The organism is Opitutus terrae PB90-1, from assembly GCF_000019965.1.
In the GTDB taxonomy this organism is placed as follows: domain Bacteria; phylum Verrucomicrobiota; class Verrucomicrobiia; order Opitutales; family Opitutaceae; genus Opitutus; species Opitutus terrae.
Genome location: NC_010571.1, coordinates 3,532,720 through 3,549,810 on the forward strand (window position 1 = coordinate 3,532,720; position 17,091 = coordinate 3,549,810).

At 63.8% G+C, this 17,091-nt stretch carries 15 protein-coding genes; 1 reads left to right on the forward strand and 14 read right to left on the reverse strand.

All coding sequences use genetic code 11. The features are described 5' to 3' along the window. Positions 1-348: 348 nt before the first annotated feature. The 14 genes from OTER_RS13985 to OTER_RS14055 all read right to left on the reverse strand — a co-directional run bounded on the left by OTER_RS13985 (position 349) and on the right by OTER_RS14055 (position 16,072). On the reverse strand, positions 349-1,608 hold the full coding sequence (locus OTER_RS13985) for a glycosyltransferase family 4 protein (protein ID WP_012375577.1): 1,260 nt from the start codon (positions 1,606-1,608) through the stop codon (positions 349-351). Further along, the gene (locus OTER_RS13990; RefSeq protein ID WP_237702362.1) at positions 1,605-2,708 is read right to left on the reverse strand and encodes an acyltransferase family protein; all 1,104 of its coding nucleotides are present in this window, start codon (positions 2,706-2,708) and stop codon (positions 1,605-1,607) included. The genes OTER_RS13985 and OTER_RS13990 overlap by 4 nt, the downstream gene beginning before the upstream one ends. Beyond that, the gene (locus tag OTER_RS13995; RefSeq protein ID WP_012375579.1) at positions 2,666-3,640 is read right to left on the reverse strand and encodes a glycosyltransferase family 2 protein; all 975 of its coding nucleotides are present in this window, start codon (positions 3,638-3,640) and stop codon (positions 2,666-2,668) included. The genes OTER_RS13990 and OTER_RS13995 overlap by 43 nt, the downstream gene beginning before the upstream one ends. 752 nt (positions 3,641-4,392) lie before the next feature. Next, on the reverse strand, positions 4,393-5,202 hold the full coding sequence (locus OTER_RS14000; protein ID WP_012375580.1) for a glycosyltransferase: 810 nt from the start codon (positions 5,200-5,202) through the stop codon (positions 4,393-4,395). Next, positions 5,199-7,079, reverse strand: a complete 1,881-nt coding sequence (locus OTER_RS25210) for a glycosyltransferase family 2 protein (protein ID WP_012375581.1) — start codon at positions 7,077-7,079, stop codon at positions 5,199-5,201. The genes OTER_RS14000 and OTER_RS25210 overlap by 4 nt, the downstream gene beginning before the upstream one ends. Continuing rightward, on the reverse strand, positions 7,076-8,317 hold the full coding sequence (locus OTER_RS14015) for a glycosyltransferase family 4 protein (RefSeq protein ID WP_012375582.1): 1,242 nt from the start codon (positions 8,315-8,317) through the stop codon (positions 7,076-7,078). The genes OTER_RS25210 and OTER_RS14015 overlap by 4 nt, the downstream gene beginning before the upstream one ends. A gap of 340 nt (positions 8,318-8,657) precedes the next feature. Further along, positions 8,658-9,569: a glycosyltransferase gene (locus OTER_RS14020; protein ID WP_012375583.1), complete on the reverse strand. Its 912-nt coding sequence runs from the start codon at positions 9,567-9,569 to the stop codon at positions 8,658-8,660. Beyond that, on the reverse strand, positions 9,569-10,714 hold the full coding sequence (gene wecB, locus OTER_RS14025; RefSeq protein ID WP_083767737.1) for a non-hydrolyzing UDP-N-acetylglucosamine 2-epimerase: 1,146 nt from the start codon (positions 10,712-10,714) through the stop codon (positions 9,569-9,571). Before wecB ends, OTER_RS14020 begins: the two co-directional genes overlap by 1 nt. A 76-nt stretch (positions 10,715-10,790) precedes the next feature. Continuing rightward, the gene (locus OTER_RS14030; protein WP_044891779.1) at positions 10,791-11,540 is read right to left on the reverse strand and encodes a class I SAM-dependent methyltransferase; all 750 of its coding nucleotides are present in this window, start codon (positions 11,538-11,540) and stop codon (positions 10,791-10,793) included. Between the two features lie 112 nt (positions 11,541-11,652). Continuing rightward, positions 11,653-12,909 carry an ABC transporter ATP-binding protein gene (locus OTER_RS14035; RefSeq protein ID WP_012375586.1) on the reverse strand — a complete coding sequence of 419 codons (1,257 nt, stop codon included), beginning with the start codon at positions 12,907-12,909 and terminating at the stop codon, positions 11,653-11,655. A gap of 1 nt (position 12,910) precedes the next feature. Next, a complete protein-coding gene (locus tag OTER_RS14040; RefSeq protein WP_012375587.1) occupies positions 12,911-13,744 on the reverse strand; it encodes an ABC transporter permease in 834 nt (277 codons plus the stop codon). Continuing rightward, positions 13,741-14,211 carry a sugar 3,4-ketoisomerase gene (locus OTER_RS14045; RefSeq protein ID WP_012375588.1) on the reverse strand — a complete coding sequence of 157 codons (471 nt, stop codon included), beginning with the start codon at positions 14,209-14,211 and terminating at the stop codon, positions 13,741-13,743. Before OTER_RS14045 ends, OTER_RS14040 begins: the two co-directional genes overlap by 4 nt. Next, positions 14,208-15,155 carry a glycosyltransferase family 4 protein gene (locus tag OTER_RS14050; RefSeq protein ID WP_237702363.1) on the reverse strand — a complete coding sequence of 316 codons (948 nt, stop codon included), beginning with the start codon at positions 15,153-15,155 and terminating at the stop codon, positions 14,208-14,210. The genes OTER_RS14045 and OTER_RS14050 overlap by 4 nt, the downstream gene beginning before the upstream one ends. Before the next feature lie 377 nt (positions 15,156-15,532). Continuing rightward, complete coding sequence (locus tag OTER_RS14055; protein ID WP_044892522.1) at positions 15,533-16,072, reverse strand: DJ-1 family glyoxalase III; 540 nt, start codon at positions 16,070-16,072, stop codon at positions 15,533-15,535. Between the two features lie 81 nt (positions 16,073-16,153). On the opposite strand from OTER_RS14055, the gene OTER_RS14060 reads away from it, so the two are divergent. After that, entirely contained in the window at positions 16,154-17,086 is a 933-nt protein-coding gene (locus OTER_RS14060; protein ID WP_012375591.1) for an NAD-dependent epimerase/dehydratase family protein, read from the forward strand. Positions 17,087-17,091: the final 5 nt, after the last annotated feature.

A 17,091-nucleotide genomic window follows, 5' to 3' on the forward strand; every position in this document is an offset into this window, starting at 1 on the left:
TTGCGGCCGCGACGAGCGCTGGCACACCCGCGTGCAACGCTTGCGCGGCGGTGTGCGTGCCCGGCCGAGAGCCATGAAGCATCCGGCGCCGCGCGAATTCCCGGCGCAGCCGCAATAGGATGCCGCGAATGCCCCGGTGGTAAGCCACGCGAGTACATGACCATTCCGCTGGCGCGAGAATGGTCTGATCGAGTGACTCCGCGGGTGCAAAGTAGCGACCGGCGACGACATGCACCTTGTAGCCAGCGGAAGCCAGCGAGTTCGCGGCTTTGACCAACCGCGGGGTCGAGGTCAGGTGCCCCGGGGTGAGGAGGCAAACGTCGTTCAGGGGCGCCATCTCGTGGAATATCAGCGCTGCGGAGGCCGCGGCTCGAGGGCAGCACGCAGCGCCGCGCGATAGTCGGACCATTGCCAGCCGGCGGCCGTGTGGCGGGCACGGACCCGCATGGCGCGAAGCTGGTCACGCTGCTCGCTGCAGCGACGGAGAGTATCAGCAATCGCATCAGCGTCCGCGGGAGGGAAAAGCAGTCCGTTCTCGTGCTCGCACAGCAGATCCGCCGCCCCGGCGCGCGGCGTTGTCAGCACGGGCAATCCGCGTGACCACGCCTCGGTGACCACCATGCCGAAACCGTCGCACAACGTCGGGAATATTAGCGCGTCGCTGGCGTGATAATGCGCCATCAATTCTGCGCGCGGGATCGATCCGCCCAACTCGACGCCTGCGGGCAATGGCCGGAGCAGTTCGTCGGGCAGGCGGATCGTGCCGAACACCCGCAACTGGGCGATCTCGCCGAGGCGATGTTCACGCCAAGCCTGGAGCAGATAGTGGGCGCCTTTGCGCGCCGAGAACGTTCCGGCCCACAGCAGCTGTACGCGCGGATCGTTCGTTCCTCCGGATTGCGCCGCCTCCTCGCTTACCGCGGGCGGCGAGCCGTAAGGTACGATTCGAACCTTCCGCACATCGAGTCCTGCGTGCGCGAAACTATCGCGCGTGAACTTCGACGCGGCGATCACGACGTCAGCGGCGTTCCATTCCGCTCGGCGCCGGGCCGTGCGCGCTTCTTCACGACGGGCGGTGTGGCGATAATAAGGCGTTCGGAGCACCGGCCAGCGGCGCGCTTCAGCCTCGAGAATGGCTCGGACGAACTGTGGTTCGGGCGCGGGCACATCATAGCAGGTGCAGATCCCGAGTTGCCGGCCGCGGGTGAGCGCCGCCAGGGAGGAGTACTCGTAGCCGTAAACGAGGTCGTGCGCGCGAGTGAGTTCCCGAGCGACGGCGCGATCGAAGGCCGGCTCAGCCCAGGCCCACACCCGATCGGTGAGCCGACCACCGCGATCGACACGGCTGACCGCCAATCGGAGCAATTCCGTCCACGGAAGGCTCTGCACTTTTTCTGGCGGAAGCTCGGTCACGGCGCGCCGCGCGAGCTGCCGGCAGAGGTCAAAACGGGCCAGGCGGGCGACGCCACAGGCGAGCTGTTGCCACCGGCTCGACGGATTGTCCCGCAGCGTGGTGACGAACCGGTCCAAGCGTCCGGCCTCGTGAAACGCCCGCGCCGCCTGTTGGACAAACGGCGCCACGCTGGGATGAGAGATCAGGACACTCATGCAATCTGACACTCCACCTGCAACTTTGGCCGGTGGCGCCAGCGCTCGATCGGGCCTTCGACAAGGCGGCTGAAGATCCAGGCGCAGTAGAGCGTGAGCGCCAGGGCCCCCAACAGCAGCAGTGCGTAAAGCGGCGAGTCAGGCGGCACATACCGACGACCAAGATTCAGCGACCGGCTAAGCAGCGGAGCGTGGACGAGATAAAGCGAGTAGGACCACACGCCGATCTGTCCGAGCCACTGCCACGCTGGCCAGCGAATAAGGTCCTGGTCATGGCGATAGGCAGCCAGGAGCACGATCGCAGTAAGAACGGATACGAGATGCAGCTGGCCTATCGGGTTCGCAGGAATCAGCAAGGTCACGAACGCGAGCGTAAGGACGACGGCGATTCCAAGCCATACCTTACGACGCAGCAAAAAGGCATGAGCCAGAAATCCCGTCCAGAATTCCGGCCAAAACCTGAGCGGCGTTTCAATTTCGCATGACCGGATAAGGAAGCAGAAGACGGTGAGCACGCAGCCCGCCGTAATCACTCCCCACTCGCCAACGGCCGGTCGGAAGGCGAGAAAAAGAGCCGCAATCAGGTAGAAGGCGGCCTCGTAGGCGAGGGTCCAGCTGACGAGTAGCAGCGAAGGAACTTCAAACCAATGCTGCACCAATCCGAAGTCCAGGAACCAGGCCCACATGGAAGGCGGCAACGCCGAGGCAGGCGATTTGCCGTTAAAAGGGACGGCTGCCAGCCCGAGCAGGAGGCAGACGAGCAGGGTGGCCCAGTACGCGGGCATGATCCGCCAGAATCGATCGCGCATAAAGGCGCGCGGGCCTCGGCCGCTCCGGACGAGCGAAGCAATTTTCTCGGCGATACAAAATCCACTCAGGACAAAAAACACGTGCACGCCCTGCCAGCCGAGTTCGGCACAAGCAGCGAACGGCAGCAGGGGAGCCCACATCGCAGTATCGAAGGTGGATCCGAACGCGTGAAAGACCGCGACGGCCAGAGCCGCCATCCCGCGGAGGTGGTCGACGAACGCGAACCGCCCAAGCGTCTGAGGCTCGGTCATTCGGGCGCTGGGTATTTGCCGGCGGCGATCTGCAGCCATCGGGCTGCTTTCCAGCCGATCAGCCGCCGCGCAAGGCGAAAGCTGGAGCCCCCTTGTGGAGGGCGCGGACATCCGCCCAACGCTGCAATCCGTTGCTCAAGCTGCCGCACGAGGTTCGGCGCACTCGGGTACATCGAGTAGGCGAGTTCCTGCAACACAGCAGCCGCCGCGCGTCGCGTGCGCGCCGAATTTTCGGCGGCAAGTAGGTAGTCGGTGCCCAAGGTCAACGAGCGCGCGGCCGACGCCCACGCAGCCCCCGATTTCTGCCCCGACAGACTGTCTGGCATGCCCGAGCGGTAATACAGCCGCGCAGCCGGCGTGAACACCACGCCACTGCTGGCCAGAACTACACGGGCAAAGAACTCGAAGTCGTTGACCAGCGATAACCGCTCGTCCCAGCCGCCGGTCCGCGCCAGAAGCGCGTGCGGAACTAGAAATTGTCCGCACTGCATCATCGGCTGGCCGTCATCCCAGATTTCAACCAACCAGTCGATCGGTCCAGCATCGTGCCACCCGGGACGGCGCCGGAATTGCGCTTCTTTAGGTTCGGTGTGAAAGCGAGCCCACTCGCCGTACGCCACCAGCCCGGGCCGGTCCTGCAACGCGGCTACCTGGACGGCGATGGCGTTCGGCGAGAGCAGATCGTCTGAGTCGAGAAACTTGATGAACTCGCCCTTGGCTGCGGCGAGGCCGCGATTGAGCGCGGCACATTGTCCGCGGTTGCTTTGCGTAATGATCTGAATGCCACGGAATTGGCTATAATGTGCGAGGATCGCAGGGGTCCCGTCCGTAGAACCGTCGTCCACGACAATGATCTCAATGTGGGGCCACGTCTGGCCGGCGACCGAGTCGAGCGCGGCAACGACGTGAATGGCGGCGTTGTAGGCTGCCATGACGACGGAGACGAGCGGGCCAGAGGGCACGGCGGACATCAGTTCTTTTTGCGGATGAAGCAAAGCGCGTCTTCGGTGTCGTCGATCATGGGCCCGATGGAGTCGTGGAGCCGTACTTCAGCGATCGTGGAAGCGAGCCCAGGCAGTCTCGGCCGGGATAGATGAAGGGATGAGTTGCCCGGTCGCGCGGAATTGCCGGAAGAGATCACGAGTCTTGATCGCGGTGGATCTTTTGAGCGAGGGATCCTGCCATTGACAGTGCTCGATGATGTAGAAACCGCCGGGATTAAGGTGCGGAAACAGTCCGAGAAGGCGATCTGCCGGTGGTGCAAGAGATGGCTGCCATCATCGATCAGGATATCGATGCCGGGTGGACGTGCGGCAGTAAGTTGACGGAGGCCTGGGGATTGGCCATGTCGCATTGGAGGATCCTGATCCTAGGAGCCTGCACCGCGGGAAAATCATCGATATCGATTCAGATGATACGGCATTTCGGAAGTACTGGCGCCACGCCTCCAACGAGGGCGCGGAAGTCGCCTCAGCGCGGCTCAACCCTTCAGCTCCCGCGGTCGGTCGCCGGCGATCGCGGTCCGGCCGGAGTAGACCGATTTCAACGAACGTGATTGGCGCGGCGCAGCGGCTGAAACAGACGATGGTTGAGTCTGGTATAGTAGTGCCGCCCGCGTAGCCCCAGCCCTTGTCCGAGCCGGCCTGATTCCTCAGGTGAGTCAGATCGTCAAGGCGACGCACATGAAAACCTGCGCGATTGATAAGCTGATGAAGCAGGTGACTCATGACTCTAGGAGATACTTTCGCTTGAGTCGTTCGAAGAGGCAGAGCGGATGGTAAGCGGCGTCTTTGTCCATGCCCAACGAGCGCCAGATTTCGTTGTGGAGATGGATCGCGAGCGAACCTCGGCGGAGATAGCCCGCCCGGAAATCCTTCCGCCTCATCTGCCAGTAAAGGAACCGGAGACACCGCAACTGATCTTTTACGAGCTTGAGCGAGCCGGTGATCGCCACGCGGTGAATCTGGCGCCAAGGATAGGGCGAGAACACCCACCACGGCGCCATGTGACGGTGGAGGTTTTTCTCCCGCACCAAGCGTTGAACGAGGAAAGGACCGGTGTCGCCGAAGTTGCAGGTGCCGGTATCGATAATGCGTTCCGCTTCGTCGCAAAGCCAGACGAGCGCAGGATGCCCGGGCGGCGCATACAATGCGCAGTTGTTGGCGCACTCACCCCATTCCCCCTCGAAAGTGGAAGCCATCCACAAATCGTCGGGCGTGGGAATCGGACGCAAAGCGACGAAATCCATGTCGAACCACCAACCACCTTTTTTTCGGAGCAGGTGATAGCGGAACAGGTCGGAAAAACCCGCGTGGCTACCTTTGCCGAAACCCTCCTTGTAAGCGAAGACCGCGCTTTCCGGCAGGATCTCTCGGCCATCGCGTTGTTGCACGCCTTCCGGTACCCCCTCGACCGTTTGATACGTGTAGAGGTGCACCTGACGGCCGTGGGCCAGAAAGGAGCGGAGGCACAACTGTTCGAGTGTGGAGAGCCGGCATCCCATCCAGAGAAACTGGACAATCGGGCGGGTCATGAACCAAACACGCGTTGCCAATTGTGGCGGAAGTACCAGCGCTTTGATCCGGCGGTGTAGTGGTGCATCACCGCGCGGCATTCCATGACTTCAGGTGGATGCGGAAAGACCACGTAGTCTTCGGGCGGCAGCACAACGCAATCCGCACCCGCTAGGAGCATGGCAGTGAGCGCCTGCTCCTGGAAGTAATGCGGTCCGCGGCGTTGCAGCGCGTCGCACCAGTGTTCCAAGCGTTCCCAATCGATCGTGTCGCTACGAAGTCCGAGCGTTCCGGTGTTAACTCTTTCGGGAAGAGTCCGGCCGGCCAGACAAGCCAACTCCTCGAGCGGATACCCATAGGCATTCATGACGTCCTCGCCGCGCAGCGGTCGTTCCGGTCGATCCAGCCAGTCGAGCAGAACGTCCGGCCGGCGGAAGAACAAGAGATCTGAATCGAGCAGCAAGCGCCAACCATGGAGTCCGGCATGCACGTCCGTCAGTTTGCGCAGGAGCACAAAATTCTCCCGTCGAGCACGCAGGGCGGGAAAACGTTTTACCGGCAGCACCTCGTCGAGTCGGGCCATGGTTTCGGCGAGAGGAATGAACCGCGCTTGCGGGAACGTGCGTCGCAGCGACGCGATGGCCGTCTCATCAGTGGTACCGTCATCGATGATCAGCGGGCGCACCGGCCGTTCGGCGGTACGGGCGAGGGTCCACAGGCAAAACGCGGTCTGGTACCAGAATTGTCGGCCGGTAAGAAGGGTGACATCGATGGGCGAGCTTCCGGTCGCAGACGGCGGAGGAAGCGTGCTGGCGGCAGACATCATGGCGCGTCGGCCTCGCTCGGTGCGACGTCTTCCCAGCGGGCCGCCGTCGCGCCAGGAACCGCGCACCCATCCCATCGGCTGATGGTAGAGCAGATAAACGGCGCGACCCGCTCCCACGGCTTTTAGCATACGAGCCCTCTGCAAGTTCCAGATCGACGCGCGGCCATCGAACTGACCGCAGTCTCCGCGCCAGAGGATGTGCTCCGCCGGCCCGCGCCACGCGCGGCGATTGAACCAGGCGCGGGCTTTCCGCAGCGGTACGCCCCAGCGCGGAATCGGTCTCCAGGGTCTGATGCCGTGCACATCAAGTACTCGCACGAAGTCGCGAGACGTCGACTCCCCGATGCGCCCTTGGTACTCAGCCGTGAGCCGGCGTGGAGGAATGAGGTGGATCAGGCGGAGTGCGGGGAGGTAACTCAGCTTCCATCCCGCCGCGAGCAAGGTCAGGTTAATGTCGTTGTCTTCGCCGGACGTAAGCTGCGCGCCGTGGCGACCGAATCGGGCCCGTCGCGAATCGTGCTCCACCGCCACAGCCCATGCCAGCATCGCCGAACGGCGAATGACCAACCCTGCGCCTAGCGGCGCGGACGACGGATAAAATCTCGGTTCCATGGTGGTCCAGCGGCTGTCAATCCGCTCGTCGCCCAGGTCACGGCAGCCCAGTGGAGCGAGTCCCGAGTGATACCATCGAGGCAGAGCGCTCTCATATTCGGGAATGGATTTGCCGCCGGCCGCCCCGAGCTTTGCGTCCGCGGCAAATGCCGTCAGCGCCTGCTCGAGGTAGTCCGGCGCGAGGACGTTGTCATCGTCCGCCCAAATGAGGATTTCGCCGCGCGAAGCGGCTAGCCCGGCACACCGCGCAGGAGTCAGCCCGAGCATAGGCGCGGCAATGATCCGGCCGTGCGGGTGCCAGTTGGTGAGGTCGCTGGCCAGCGGTGGCGAGCTGCAGTTGTCCACCAGCAGGAATTCCCATTCGCCGGGGGGCAGCGTTTGCCTGCGGATGGCCGCGATGACGCGCTCCAAGTAGTCGGTCCGCGGGTTGTGCGTGGCGATGATGATACTGGCCTTCACGCGAGGGAGGGAGCCACGTTGATCGACCGGCGCCGGTGGGCTGCGGCTTTCGCCCTTTCGTAGCCGGCGCGTTGCAATGGGTAAACTCGCGCGGGGGATAGCAACGCCTGCACACGCGCGCGGCCCGCCGAACCGAGGCTTGCCACGCGCAAGGTCGACTGGGCCAACTCAACGACGGCGTCGGCGATCGCCCGACTCGAGCGGGGCCTTACCAGAAGCCCGCTGATTCCCGGCTCGATCACCTCTGCCATGCCGCCGGCCGACGAGGCTATGACCGCGCGGCCTGAGGCCATCGCTTCCCAGCAGGCGAACGGGAAATTTTCCCAGCGACTCGGCAGAACCAGGACGTCGCACTGCGCGAGTTCGGCAGGGATGTCCCGCGGTGCAACCGCGCCCGTGAAATGCAGCCGGGAGCGGAAGGCGTGGAGCCGGCGCTCCATCCACTGCCGCATATCGCCGCCGTGGTAAGACCAGGATGGACCGATGAAGCGGAAACTCAGATGCGGCGCAGAGCGGAGGATGGTGGGAATTGCGCGAGCCATCTCGACTACGCCTTTGCGAGGCTCGAGTCGGCCTAAGAAACCGATGGTGCGGGTCTGTGTCGGAACCGGCAGGTCCAGCAAAGCCGAAGGCGGCTCGAACGGCAGCGGGAATGTATGAACCCGAGCCGGATCGAGCGTCCACTCGCGCATGAGTAGTTCCGCGATCGCCCGGCTGGGGGCGGCGATCTCGTCGGCGAGCAGTGCTCCTCGGCGCTCGGCGTCGTCTGCTGGAGCGTAGACCGGCGGACGAACTCGCTGCCAGCGACCGCGCCGCAGCGCGCCAAGGATAACCCGCAGCTGCTGCCGGCGCGTGGGCGGTTCGTAGCCTATCCGATTCACCCAGTAAGTCGGCGTATGCAGTTTCACTACGCGGGCAAGCTCAGGCAGCGCTTCGAAGGCCGGCAGTCCTTCTGGTCCGATCTCCGGTGCCTCCACCACGTCGAAGGCGTGGCGCGCGTGTTCCGTGCGTAGAACCGGTACGAGAGCGAAGGCAAACTCGGGCCGAGCCGTGGCGGCGATGCGATGCACGGTGACCCGGGGCATCGGGTGCTCCACGGAGTCCGATACACCCGCGGCAAAGACTACGACGTCGTCGCCGGCCTCGGCCAGCATGCGGCTGGCTTGCCACGCGTACGTGCCGATACCGCCGATCGCCACCGCCGGCGGATACTCAAAACTGATCAGCGCGAGACGCATGCTCGATGGTGCCGGCCCAAGGTCCATCGCGTCACCTTCAAATGACGAGCCGCGCGGGGGCGGAGGCAACGCACGAAATGTTCCGGTCGCCGCAACCGGTCTATCGCCGCCTCGGCATAGCCACGTTGCCGCGCCGCCTCGAGTTCATCGCATGAACCGCTCTCGTGATGACTCCGCGCGGAAAGAGCAAAGTTGTAGATGGTCTCAAACGAGGGGCGATGCCCCCTCACTGCGCCACCGTAGGTTGAGGTGCGCCGGCCAGCTCCAATGACTAGCACCCAGGCAGGTTCTTGCGAGAGCGTCATGGATTGGTCATGTGCCCAATCACCGTACCGGTTGCTCACAGCGGCCGCTGCTCCAGCCACCGAAGTCGAGCCCGCAGCGCGTAATACACGCGTTTGCCGAGGCAGAGGGGAATGAGCGCGCGCCAATGGCGGAGCGCCACGGGAAAATAGCGCAAGGCTCGGCCGAAATGCCGCCAGGCCGTGCGGCGATCGCCGCGTTGCCAACGCGGGTGACACAGCCGAATAAATCCGCGCGCATATCCCGCCGGCCATTTCCATCGAAGTTCGGGCAAGCGCATCTCGAGGAGCCGCTCCTCCACTTTCCACCTGCGGTCACCCGTCTGCTGGCTCAGCGAGGCCGGATTCGCGCGGTAAAGATATAGGCAGCACTCCAGCTGGATGATCTCGTAGCGTCGCGCAATTCGGAGCCAGTAATCCCAATCTTCCACCAGCTCCAGGATTGGATCATAGCCGCCGACCGTCTCCAGCACTTTCCTCCGGTAGGCGAAGCATGCGTTCACGACATTGAAATGGCACAGCGATTCTGGCGAGCCGCTGGGATAGCGAACGACGACGGCACCCGATTCGTCGATGATATCCTGCGCTGCATACACCATCATCGCTTCGCGATGCTCCATGAGCGCGGACACCATCTCCTCCAGCGCGTTGGGCAGGTAGAGGTTGTCGTCGGATGTCCAGGTGAGAATCTCGCCGCGGGACGCCGCGAACCCCACATTCAACGATGCGGGCAGCCGGAGGTTGGCGGGGTTCCGTAACACCCTCATCCGGGGCTCGCGCGCGGCGAACGAATCAAGCATCGCGGCCGTGCCGTCAGTCGAACAGTCGTCGACGGCAATCAGCTCCCAGTTCTGGTAAGTCTGGTCGAGGCAACTTCGAACTGATTCGCGCAAGTAGCGTTCGCCATTGTGCACCGGCAGAACGATGGAAACGAGTGGCCGCTGCTGCATCACGAGGTGCGGGCACGCAGGATCTCGACAATCCGCTGTGCGGCGTGACCGTCGCCATAGGGGCTGGCGCCGAGCGCGGTGCGGAGAGTGGAACGACCGCTGAGAATGGCCGTGCTCTCCGCGACGATCCGCGGACGGGCCGTTCCGACAAGTTTCGCCACGCCCGCATCGATGCCCTCCGGGCGCTCGGTGGTGTCGCGCATCACAAGTACAGGCACGCCCAAGCTGGGCGCCTCTTCCTGCACGCCACCCGAGTCGGTCAGCACCAGGCTGGCCCGTTTCATCAGATGAACCATTGTGAAATAATCGACAGGCTCGATGAGATGCACATTGGCCAAGTCCGACAGAGTATCGCCCACGGGACGCCGTACGTTGGGATTGAGATGCATCGGGTAAAGGAAATGCACTCCCTCCTCGGCGTGGATTTGCGCCAGTTCTCGAATGGCCTCGCACAACTCGCGAAAAGGGGCGCCAAAACTTTCCCTCCGATGTGCGGTGATCAGGACCATGCGAGCCGAAGAGGGCAGGGGCGGCAGGGAGTGGGCGGACCAATCGAATGGCCGGCTCGCCACCTCGAGGAGCGCATCGATCACCGTATTGCCGGTTACGAAAATGTGCTCTGGCGCGCAGCCCTCGCGTCGAAGGTTGTCAGCCGCCGCGGCGGTCGGGGCGAAATACGCATCCGCCACCAGGTCCGCAACGCGTCGATTGGTTTCTTCCGGGAAGGGCCGCCATTTGTCTCCGCTGCGCAACCCGGCTTCGACGTGTCCGAAGGGAATCCGCCGGTAGTGACAGAGTAAGGATGTTACGAGTACCGTCGTCGTGTCGCCCTGAGCCAGCACCCAGTCCGGACTGAATTCGTCCAGCACGCGATCCAGCGATTCGAAGAGTCTGGCGGTGAGTTGGGCGAGGGACTGATCGGCACGCATCAACTGCAAATCCTGGTCTGGGGTGATCCCGAAGAGCTGCAGCGCTTGATCCAGCATCTCGCGGTGCTGTCCGGTCGATACGACCACGCTCTGAAAAGCGTCCGACTGATGCCGCAGCCGGCTGATGACTGGCGCCATTTTGATGGCTTCCGGCCGAGTTCCCACCACGGACAACACCACAGGTCGCCGCTGAACGGAAGATGGCGATGAACCCATACCTAAGTCCTATTCGTTAGGATGAACCGGCGCCGGCGGGCCGCGCGTGCAGACAGAACCAAGGCGGGCGCAGGCATTACGGTCCGGGCTCTCCTATCGTGGCGAGGAGATAACCTTGTGTGCGACGCAGCGGATCGTCCGCCGGCACGGCGTGCCACCAGCGGTGAACCTCAGGTGCGAGCTCCGGGTCGACCATGTGCATAAAATTGAGAGCGGCGTCGGGCCATAACGTGTATTCAACAATCCGTTGCAAACCGGCGCGCTCGAACACGCTGCACAAGCTTTGCCGCGGAAGCTCGCGGCCGTACGGCCAAGAGCCGTTCTGCTCGGAAACCCATTTCCCCCAACGATAGAACACGGAACCGGCGAACGGCACAAACGAGACCACGCGTTTCCGACTGACCCGCGCCATTTCGCGGAGAATGGGCACCAGTTCATCGTCTTGCCAGTGCTCGAGCACGCCGCTACTCCAGGTGATGTCCACGGATTTGTCGGCCCAGGGGAGCGGCTGGGTGAGGTCGGCCAGCCGGTTTAGTGGTGCGGACAGCCCCGACGCGGCAAACAGTCTTTGCGCCCTTTCCAGGATTGCGGGGCTAAAGTCAGCGAGCTGGACAATGCGGTCGGCGACCCCGAGTTCAGCCGAAATACTCGCACTGCCGCAGCCGGTTTCGAGCATCACATCGCCGGGAACGCTGAGCTGCACCAAGGCCTGTGCAACCGGTGACTCCACCTTGACCACCGGTGTGACCGGCGCGGCGTAGAGTACCTGCCATTCGTCAGGGCTATTTGGCCGATCGAGTTGACGCCGCCGCGCCTCGGCCTGCAAGCGTTGCCGGAGGAGCCGAGCCCACCGCTCACCGCGAGCGAGTAATCGAATGATGATATGCCGGAGGGATGTGCTCATCTGCAGAAGTTGTGAACTTTAAGCACGGCCACCTTCAGGCGGGCGACGCATCGCTCCATTGCAGGCCAATCCGTACCGCGCCGGGCCAGTAGCCGTGATAGAGACCCCGGACAGCCTGAGGTGAGTCTGAATCGATGGCTTCGAATGCGAGTGCGTCCGGCAAAATGACGCTTAGCACCATCGGATCGTGAAAGACCAGTTGCACCAGAACCACAATCTTGCCCTCGGCAAAAAGCTGGGCGGGCAATTCGATCTGTTTCCGATACCGGCCAGGGGGCAGGACGTTTGGTCGCCAATCACAATGAGCAAACAGGCAGGTCCCCGTCGCATCGTAGAAATTGCACCCGGTAATTAGATTCCGACACTCGCGCAGCGTTTCGAAGGTCAGCTCGATCTGCGACGGTTGATTGATGTCCACCACTTCAACCGAGGAACCGCCTTGGTGCACGCGTGCAGCGCGCAACCGCACCCGATCGTCGCCGGGGGCCGCTTCCGCCTCCCAGTGGCGTTCGGCCGTGGCGATGACGCCCGATTGCACGTACTGGCTGACGACGGAGGACACTGGCCCGGTCTGCGCAATCCGGCCGGCGCTGAGCCAGATCGCGCGCTGACAGAGTGACTGGACTGCGGCCATATTGTGGCTGACGAACAACACCGCTCGCTGCTCGCGCGTAGATACGTCCCTCATCTTGCCGAGGCACTTTTTCTGGAACGCGGCGTCGCCGACCGCCAGCACCTCGTCGACGATCAGGATCTCTGGTTCCAGATGCGCCGCCACGGCGAACGCGAGGCGCACATACATCCCGCTGCTGTAGCGCTTCACCGGGGTGTCGAGAAATTTTTCCACCTCAGCGAAGGCGACGATCTCGTCGAACTTGCGCCGGATTTCCGCCCGGCTCATGCCCAAAATCGCTCCGTTGAGGAAAATGTTTTCGCGCCCCGTCAGGTCCGGATGAAAGCCGGTGCCGACCTCCAGGAGCGAAGCCACGCGACCGCGGAGCGTCACCCGGCCGGTGGTCGCCTCGGTGATCCGCGAGAGGATCTTGAGCAGGGTGCTCTTGCCCGCGCCGTTGCGGCCGATGATCCCGACGACCTCGCCGGGCTGCACGGAAAACGACACATCGCGTAAGGCCCAGAACTCCTCGCGCGCGAACCCCGTGCCCCAACGAAACCGCCGCCAGAGCTTCCGCGCGATGTGATGGAGCGTGTCGCGCAGGTTATCGTGCCGCGATTCGTGCTCGATCACGTAGCGCTTGCTCAGCCCTGAGACTTCGATGGCGGGGCCGCTCATGTCAGATGATGTCGGCGAATTGGCGCTCCGTTCGCCGGAAGTACCACAATCCGGTGAGGACCAGGATCGCGGTGAGGATGACCGCGTACTCGAGCGCGAGCGGGTCGAGCGTTTGCCTGCCGCCGAGCAAACACCAGCGGTATCCGTCGATCACACCGGTCAGCGGATTCAAGGCCAGCACCGCACGCCAGTTCGCGAAGTGATCGGTGCGATATCCCACGGGCGATACAAACACGCCGACCTGCAGCAGAAAGGGGACGATGAACCGGAAGTCCCGGAACTTCACCGTAAGGCTGGTGAGCCAGAGGCCGGCGCCGAGCGCCAGGAGGAGGGTGAGCGCGATGAAGACCGGCAGCATCAGCCAGTGCCACGTCGGTACCACTCCAAACCAGAGCGACACCACCACGAAAAGTCCGAGCACGATGGCAAAATCCACGAGCGCGACACCGATAGCGGAAATTGGGATGACGAGCCGGGGAAAGTACACCTTGGAGATGAGGTGCGAGTTGCCCACGAGGCTGCCGCTGGCGCCACTAAGCGAGGCGGAGAAGAGCTGCCAGGGCAGGAGTCCGGCGAGCACGAGCACCGGGTAGGGCACGCCGCCGTCGGGCATTTTCGCGAGGCGGCCAAACACGAACGTGAAAATCACCATCGTGACGATCGGCTGGAAGAGCGCCCACGCCGCGCCCAGCGTGGCCTGCTTGTAGCGCACCTTGATGTCGCGCCACGCGAGAAAGCCGAGCAGTTCGCGATAGCGCCACAGATCACGCCAGTAGTGAGCCTCACCCTGGCCGGCTTCCAGTATCACTTCTCCGCGCATGACGGGAGGGTTCATCGAGCAGCGCGGCGCGTTGAGCGTGTGCCGGACTTCGCGGAACGACTCAATCGCTGAAACTCGCCATAGTCGCGGATGTAATCGCGTTCCGAGAAACGAGCGCTGGCTAGCACGAGGATCACGCAATCGTAGGAAAATCCAGACATCGTGTGCCAAAGCATGGGCCCGAGCAGCACGCCCCGCGATGGGTCGTTGAGCAGCAGTCGCTGGCGAGTGCGACCGTCATCGAGGTGCAGCGTGAACGCGCCGTTGATGCAGAAGATCGCCTGCTGCAGTTTGCGGTGCGCGTGTTTGCCGCGGACCGCCGCGCGGTTGGCCAGATTGTTGATGAAATAAACGCGCCGGATCGGGAACGGCACGTGCCACTTCGCTTCGGCGATGAAGAGGTTTCCGTCCGGTGGATCGTGGAAAAACGAAAGGTCCACCAGTCCGGAGTGGCGCACGCGAAGCTTGAGCCGAGGGTTCATGCGGTCGCAGCGCCCACGCGGCCCTCCAGCAGACTGGCGAGTTTGGCACGAAATACCGGATACGAAAACTCCCCGGCGCGGGCGAGGATCGCGGATTCATCCCACGCCCGCTCGAGTCCGCTGACGCAGGCGGCCGCGAGGCCGGGCACGTCGCCGTAATCGACGAGCAGGCCGGTTTCAGGCGTGATGATTTCCGGAATCCCTCCCGCGCGGGCCCCCACGCACGGCCGCCCATGCGCCATGGCCTCTACGAACACCAGGCCGAATCCTTCCTTGCGACTCGGCAGCGCGAAAAGCGAACACGCGCGCAGCTCGCTGACGAGCCGGCAATCGCTGACGTAGCCCAGGAACTCCACGGCGTCCGCCACTCCGATCTGGCGGCTCAGATCGACGAGCCGGCCGAGGTCGTCGCCGCGTCCGATGACACGGAGAACAGCGCCGGGGTGTGCCGCACGGATCGCCGGCAGCGCCTGCACGAGATGGTCCACGCCCTTCTCCCGGTCGGCGCGGGTGATTCGCGTGACGGCGAGGATCACGGGCGCGCCGCTGGGGGGCAGGCCCGGCCCGATTTCGAACGAAGGGTAGAGCGCGTTATGCAGCACCGCCGTGCGACCTTCGGGGATTCCGCTCAAACGCACGAGTTCTCGGCGGCTGTAATCGCTCACGCACAGAATACGCGCGGCCCGGCGCAGCGCCAGCCGCTTGAGCCACGGTAGCCGCGCCCAGACGTCGATCCCATGGGCCACGACGTAATAGCGAAGCCGCGGATTGAATGTTTTGGCGAGCAGGGCGACGGGCGCCTGCCCCACATGTCCGCAGACCAGCCGATCGGAGATGCGCGCGCGAGCAAGTGTCGCGCGCACAAAACGCCAACGGTCGCCGCCGCATACGTGCCATTCCACGAGCCGTTCGTTCGAGGAGCGCCGCAATTCGATGGAGTCCATGACCCCATCGTTCAGCACCACCGATCGCACCTTGCCGGCCTGTCCCGCCAGGTCACACAAGGCTTTCAAATACAGTTGGAGGATCCGCTGCACTCCTCCCTCCCGTTCAAACAACTCTGGCGCGAGAAACAGGGCGCTACTGCCTTCCAAAACACATGGGCAGTTCTGGCTGGGCCCCGATCTCGCCTGTCCCAAGGTGCTTGTGGACATGTCTGCTGATTAAGCCGAGCTTCGCCCCGTCGATTCCGGGCGGAAACGACCCTGCGCGCACGCACAAGCGAGGCTGATCATCGGGGTTTACTAGGGAGTGACCCCTAGGCAAAAGACCGTCAACTTAACTCTAATCGCCCCAAAAAAGGGCAAGTTGACCGCGGTTTTCAGAAGCAAATCGCCGCACTGATTTCGCGTGCCTTCTCCTCGCCGAAAAGTTTGCTAACCAACGCCAAGCCGAAATCCACCGCCGTCCCCGCGCCACGGGAGGTGATGAGGTTGCCGTCAACCACCACGCGCTCGTGAGCCAGCAGCGCCGGCAGCTCGGCGGCGACCGAAAAATGCGCGGTGTAGCGGCGACCGTTGAGCAGCCCAGCGTCGTGCAACACGGTGGGGGCGGCGCAGATCGCGGCCAGCCACGCGCCGCGAGCATTTTGCCGCACGACCCATGTGCGCACGCGTGGGTCGCCGCGCAAAACCTTCGTACCTGGGCCGCCGGGCAGAACCACGCAATCGAAGGCCTGCTCGGGCAGGGCCGCCAGGGTGGTGTCTGCGTGCACCGTCACGCCGGTGCGACCGGTGACATGGAGGGTGTCGCCGAGCGCGGCGACCGTCACACTGGCGCCTGCACGGCGCAGCAGGTCGATGGGGGCGATTGCTTCGATCTCCTCAAATCCTTCCGCCAAGAACACGAGAACCGTAGCCATGCGCAAAAGAAACCACGCCGCGTCGTGGATGCACACATTTTTTTGCTCCCAGTGCTGTGCCTGTGCCATAGTCGCGGGGAAATGATTCCGGCACGCGATGAACGACTCGTGATCTTCGGCTGCGGTTACGTTGGCTCGGCCATCGCGCGACAAGCTATCGCTCGCGGACTCCGCGTAACCGCGTTGACCCGCAATCCCGCAACCGCGGAGAGTCTGCAGGCCGGCGGAGTAGAGCCGGTGGTCGCGGATCTCGCGGGCTCGGCCTGGCACCCGCAGATCGCCGGCGGCGCCCGGTACGTGCTGAACGCCGTCAGTGCCGGCGGAGGCGGGATCGACGGCTATCGTCACAGCTACGTCGACGGAATGCGATCGATCCTCGCCTGGGCGCGCGCGCGCGGCGGAATCGGTACCTTGGTCTACACGAGTAGCACGTCGGTCTACCCGCAAGGCGACGGAGTTGTGGTCGACGAAAGTGCGTCTTCGGAGGGTGTCGGCGAACGCGGTGAGCTTCTATTGGAATCCGAGAGGCTGTTGTCGCCGGACACGGGCGGCACGCCCACGCCACCTGGTCCGGTCGTTCCGCCAAGGGAATATATGCGCTGTTTCGTCCTTCGGCTCGCCGGAATCTACGGACCGGGCCGGCACCAACTCCTCGATCAGGTGCGCACGGGAATCGTCGCCGGTCGCGGTGGGCACCGGCTGAATCTGATTCACCTCGAGGACATTTGCGCGGCGATTTGGTCGGCGTTCGATGCGCCGCCAGAGATTGGTTCCGACGTGTTCAACGTCGCCGATGATCGCCCGGCGACGAAATCCGACGTTGCCGGTTGGCTGGCGCAACGCCTGGGCGTCGGCGCGCCGACGTTCACGGGGCTACCGGCAGGCACGCGCCGGAGCGTGACGCCGGACCGCGTGATTTCGAACGCGAAGATCAAGCGCGTGCTCGGCTGGCAGCCGCGGTTTCCGGATTATCGCGCGGGCTACGAAAATATCTTGTCGCAGCGACGCGAATAGCCGTT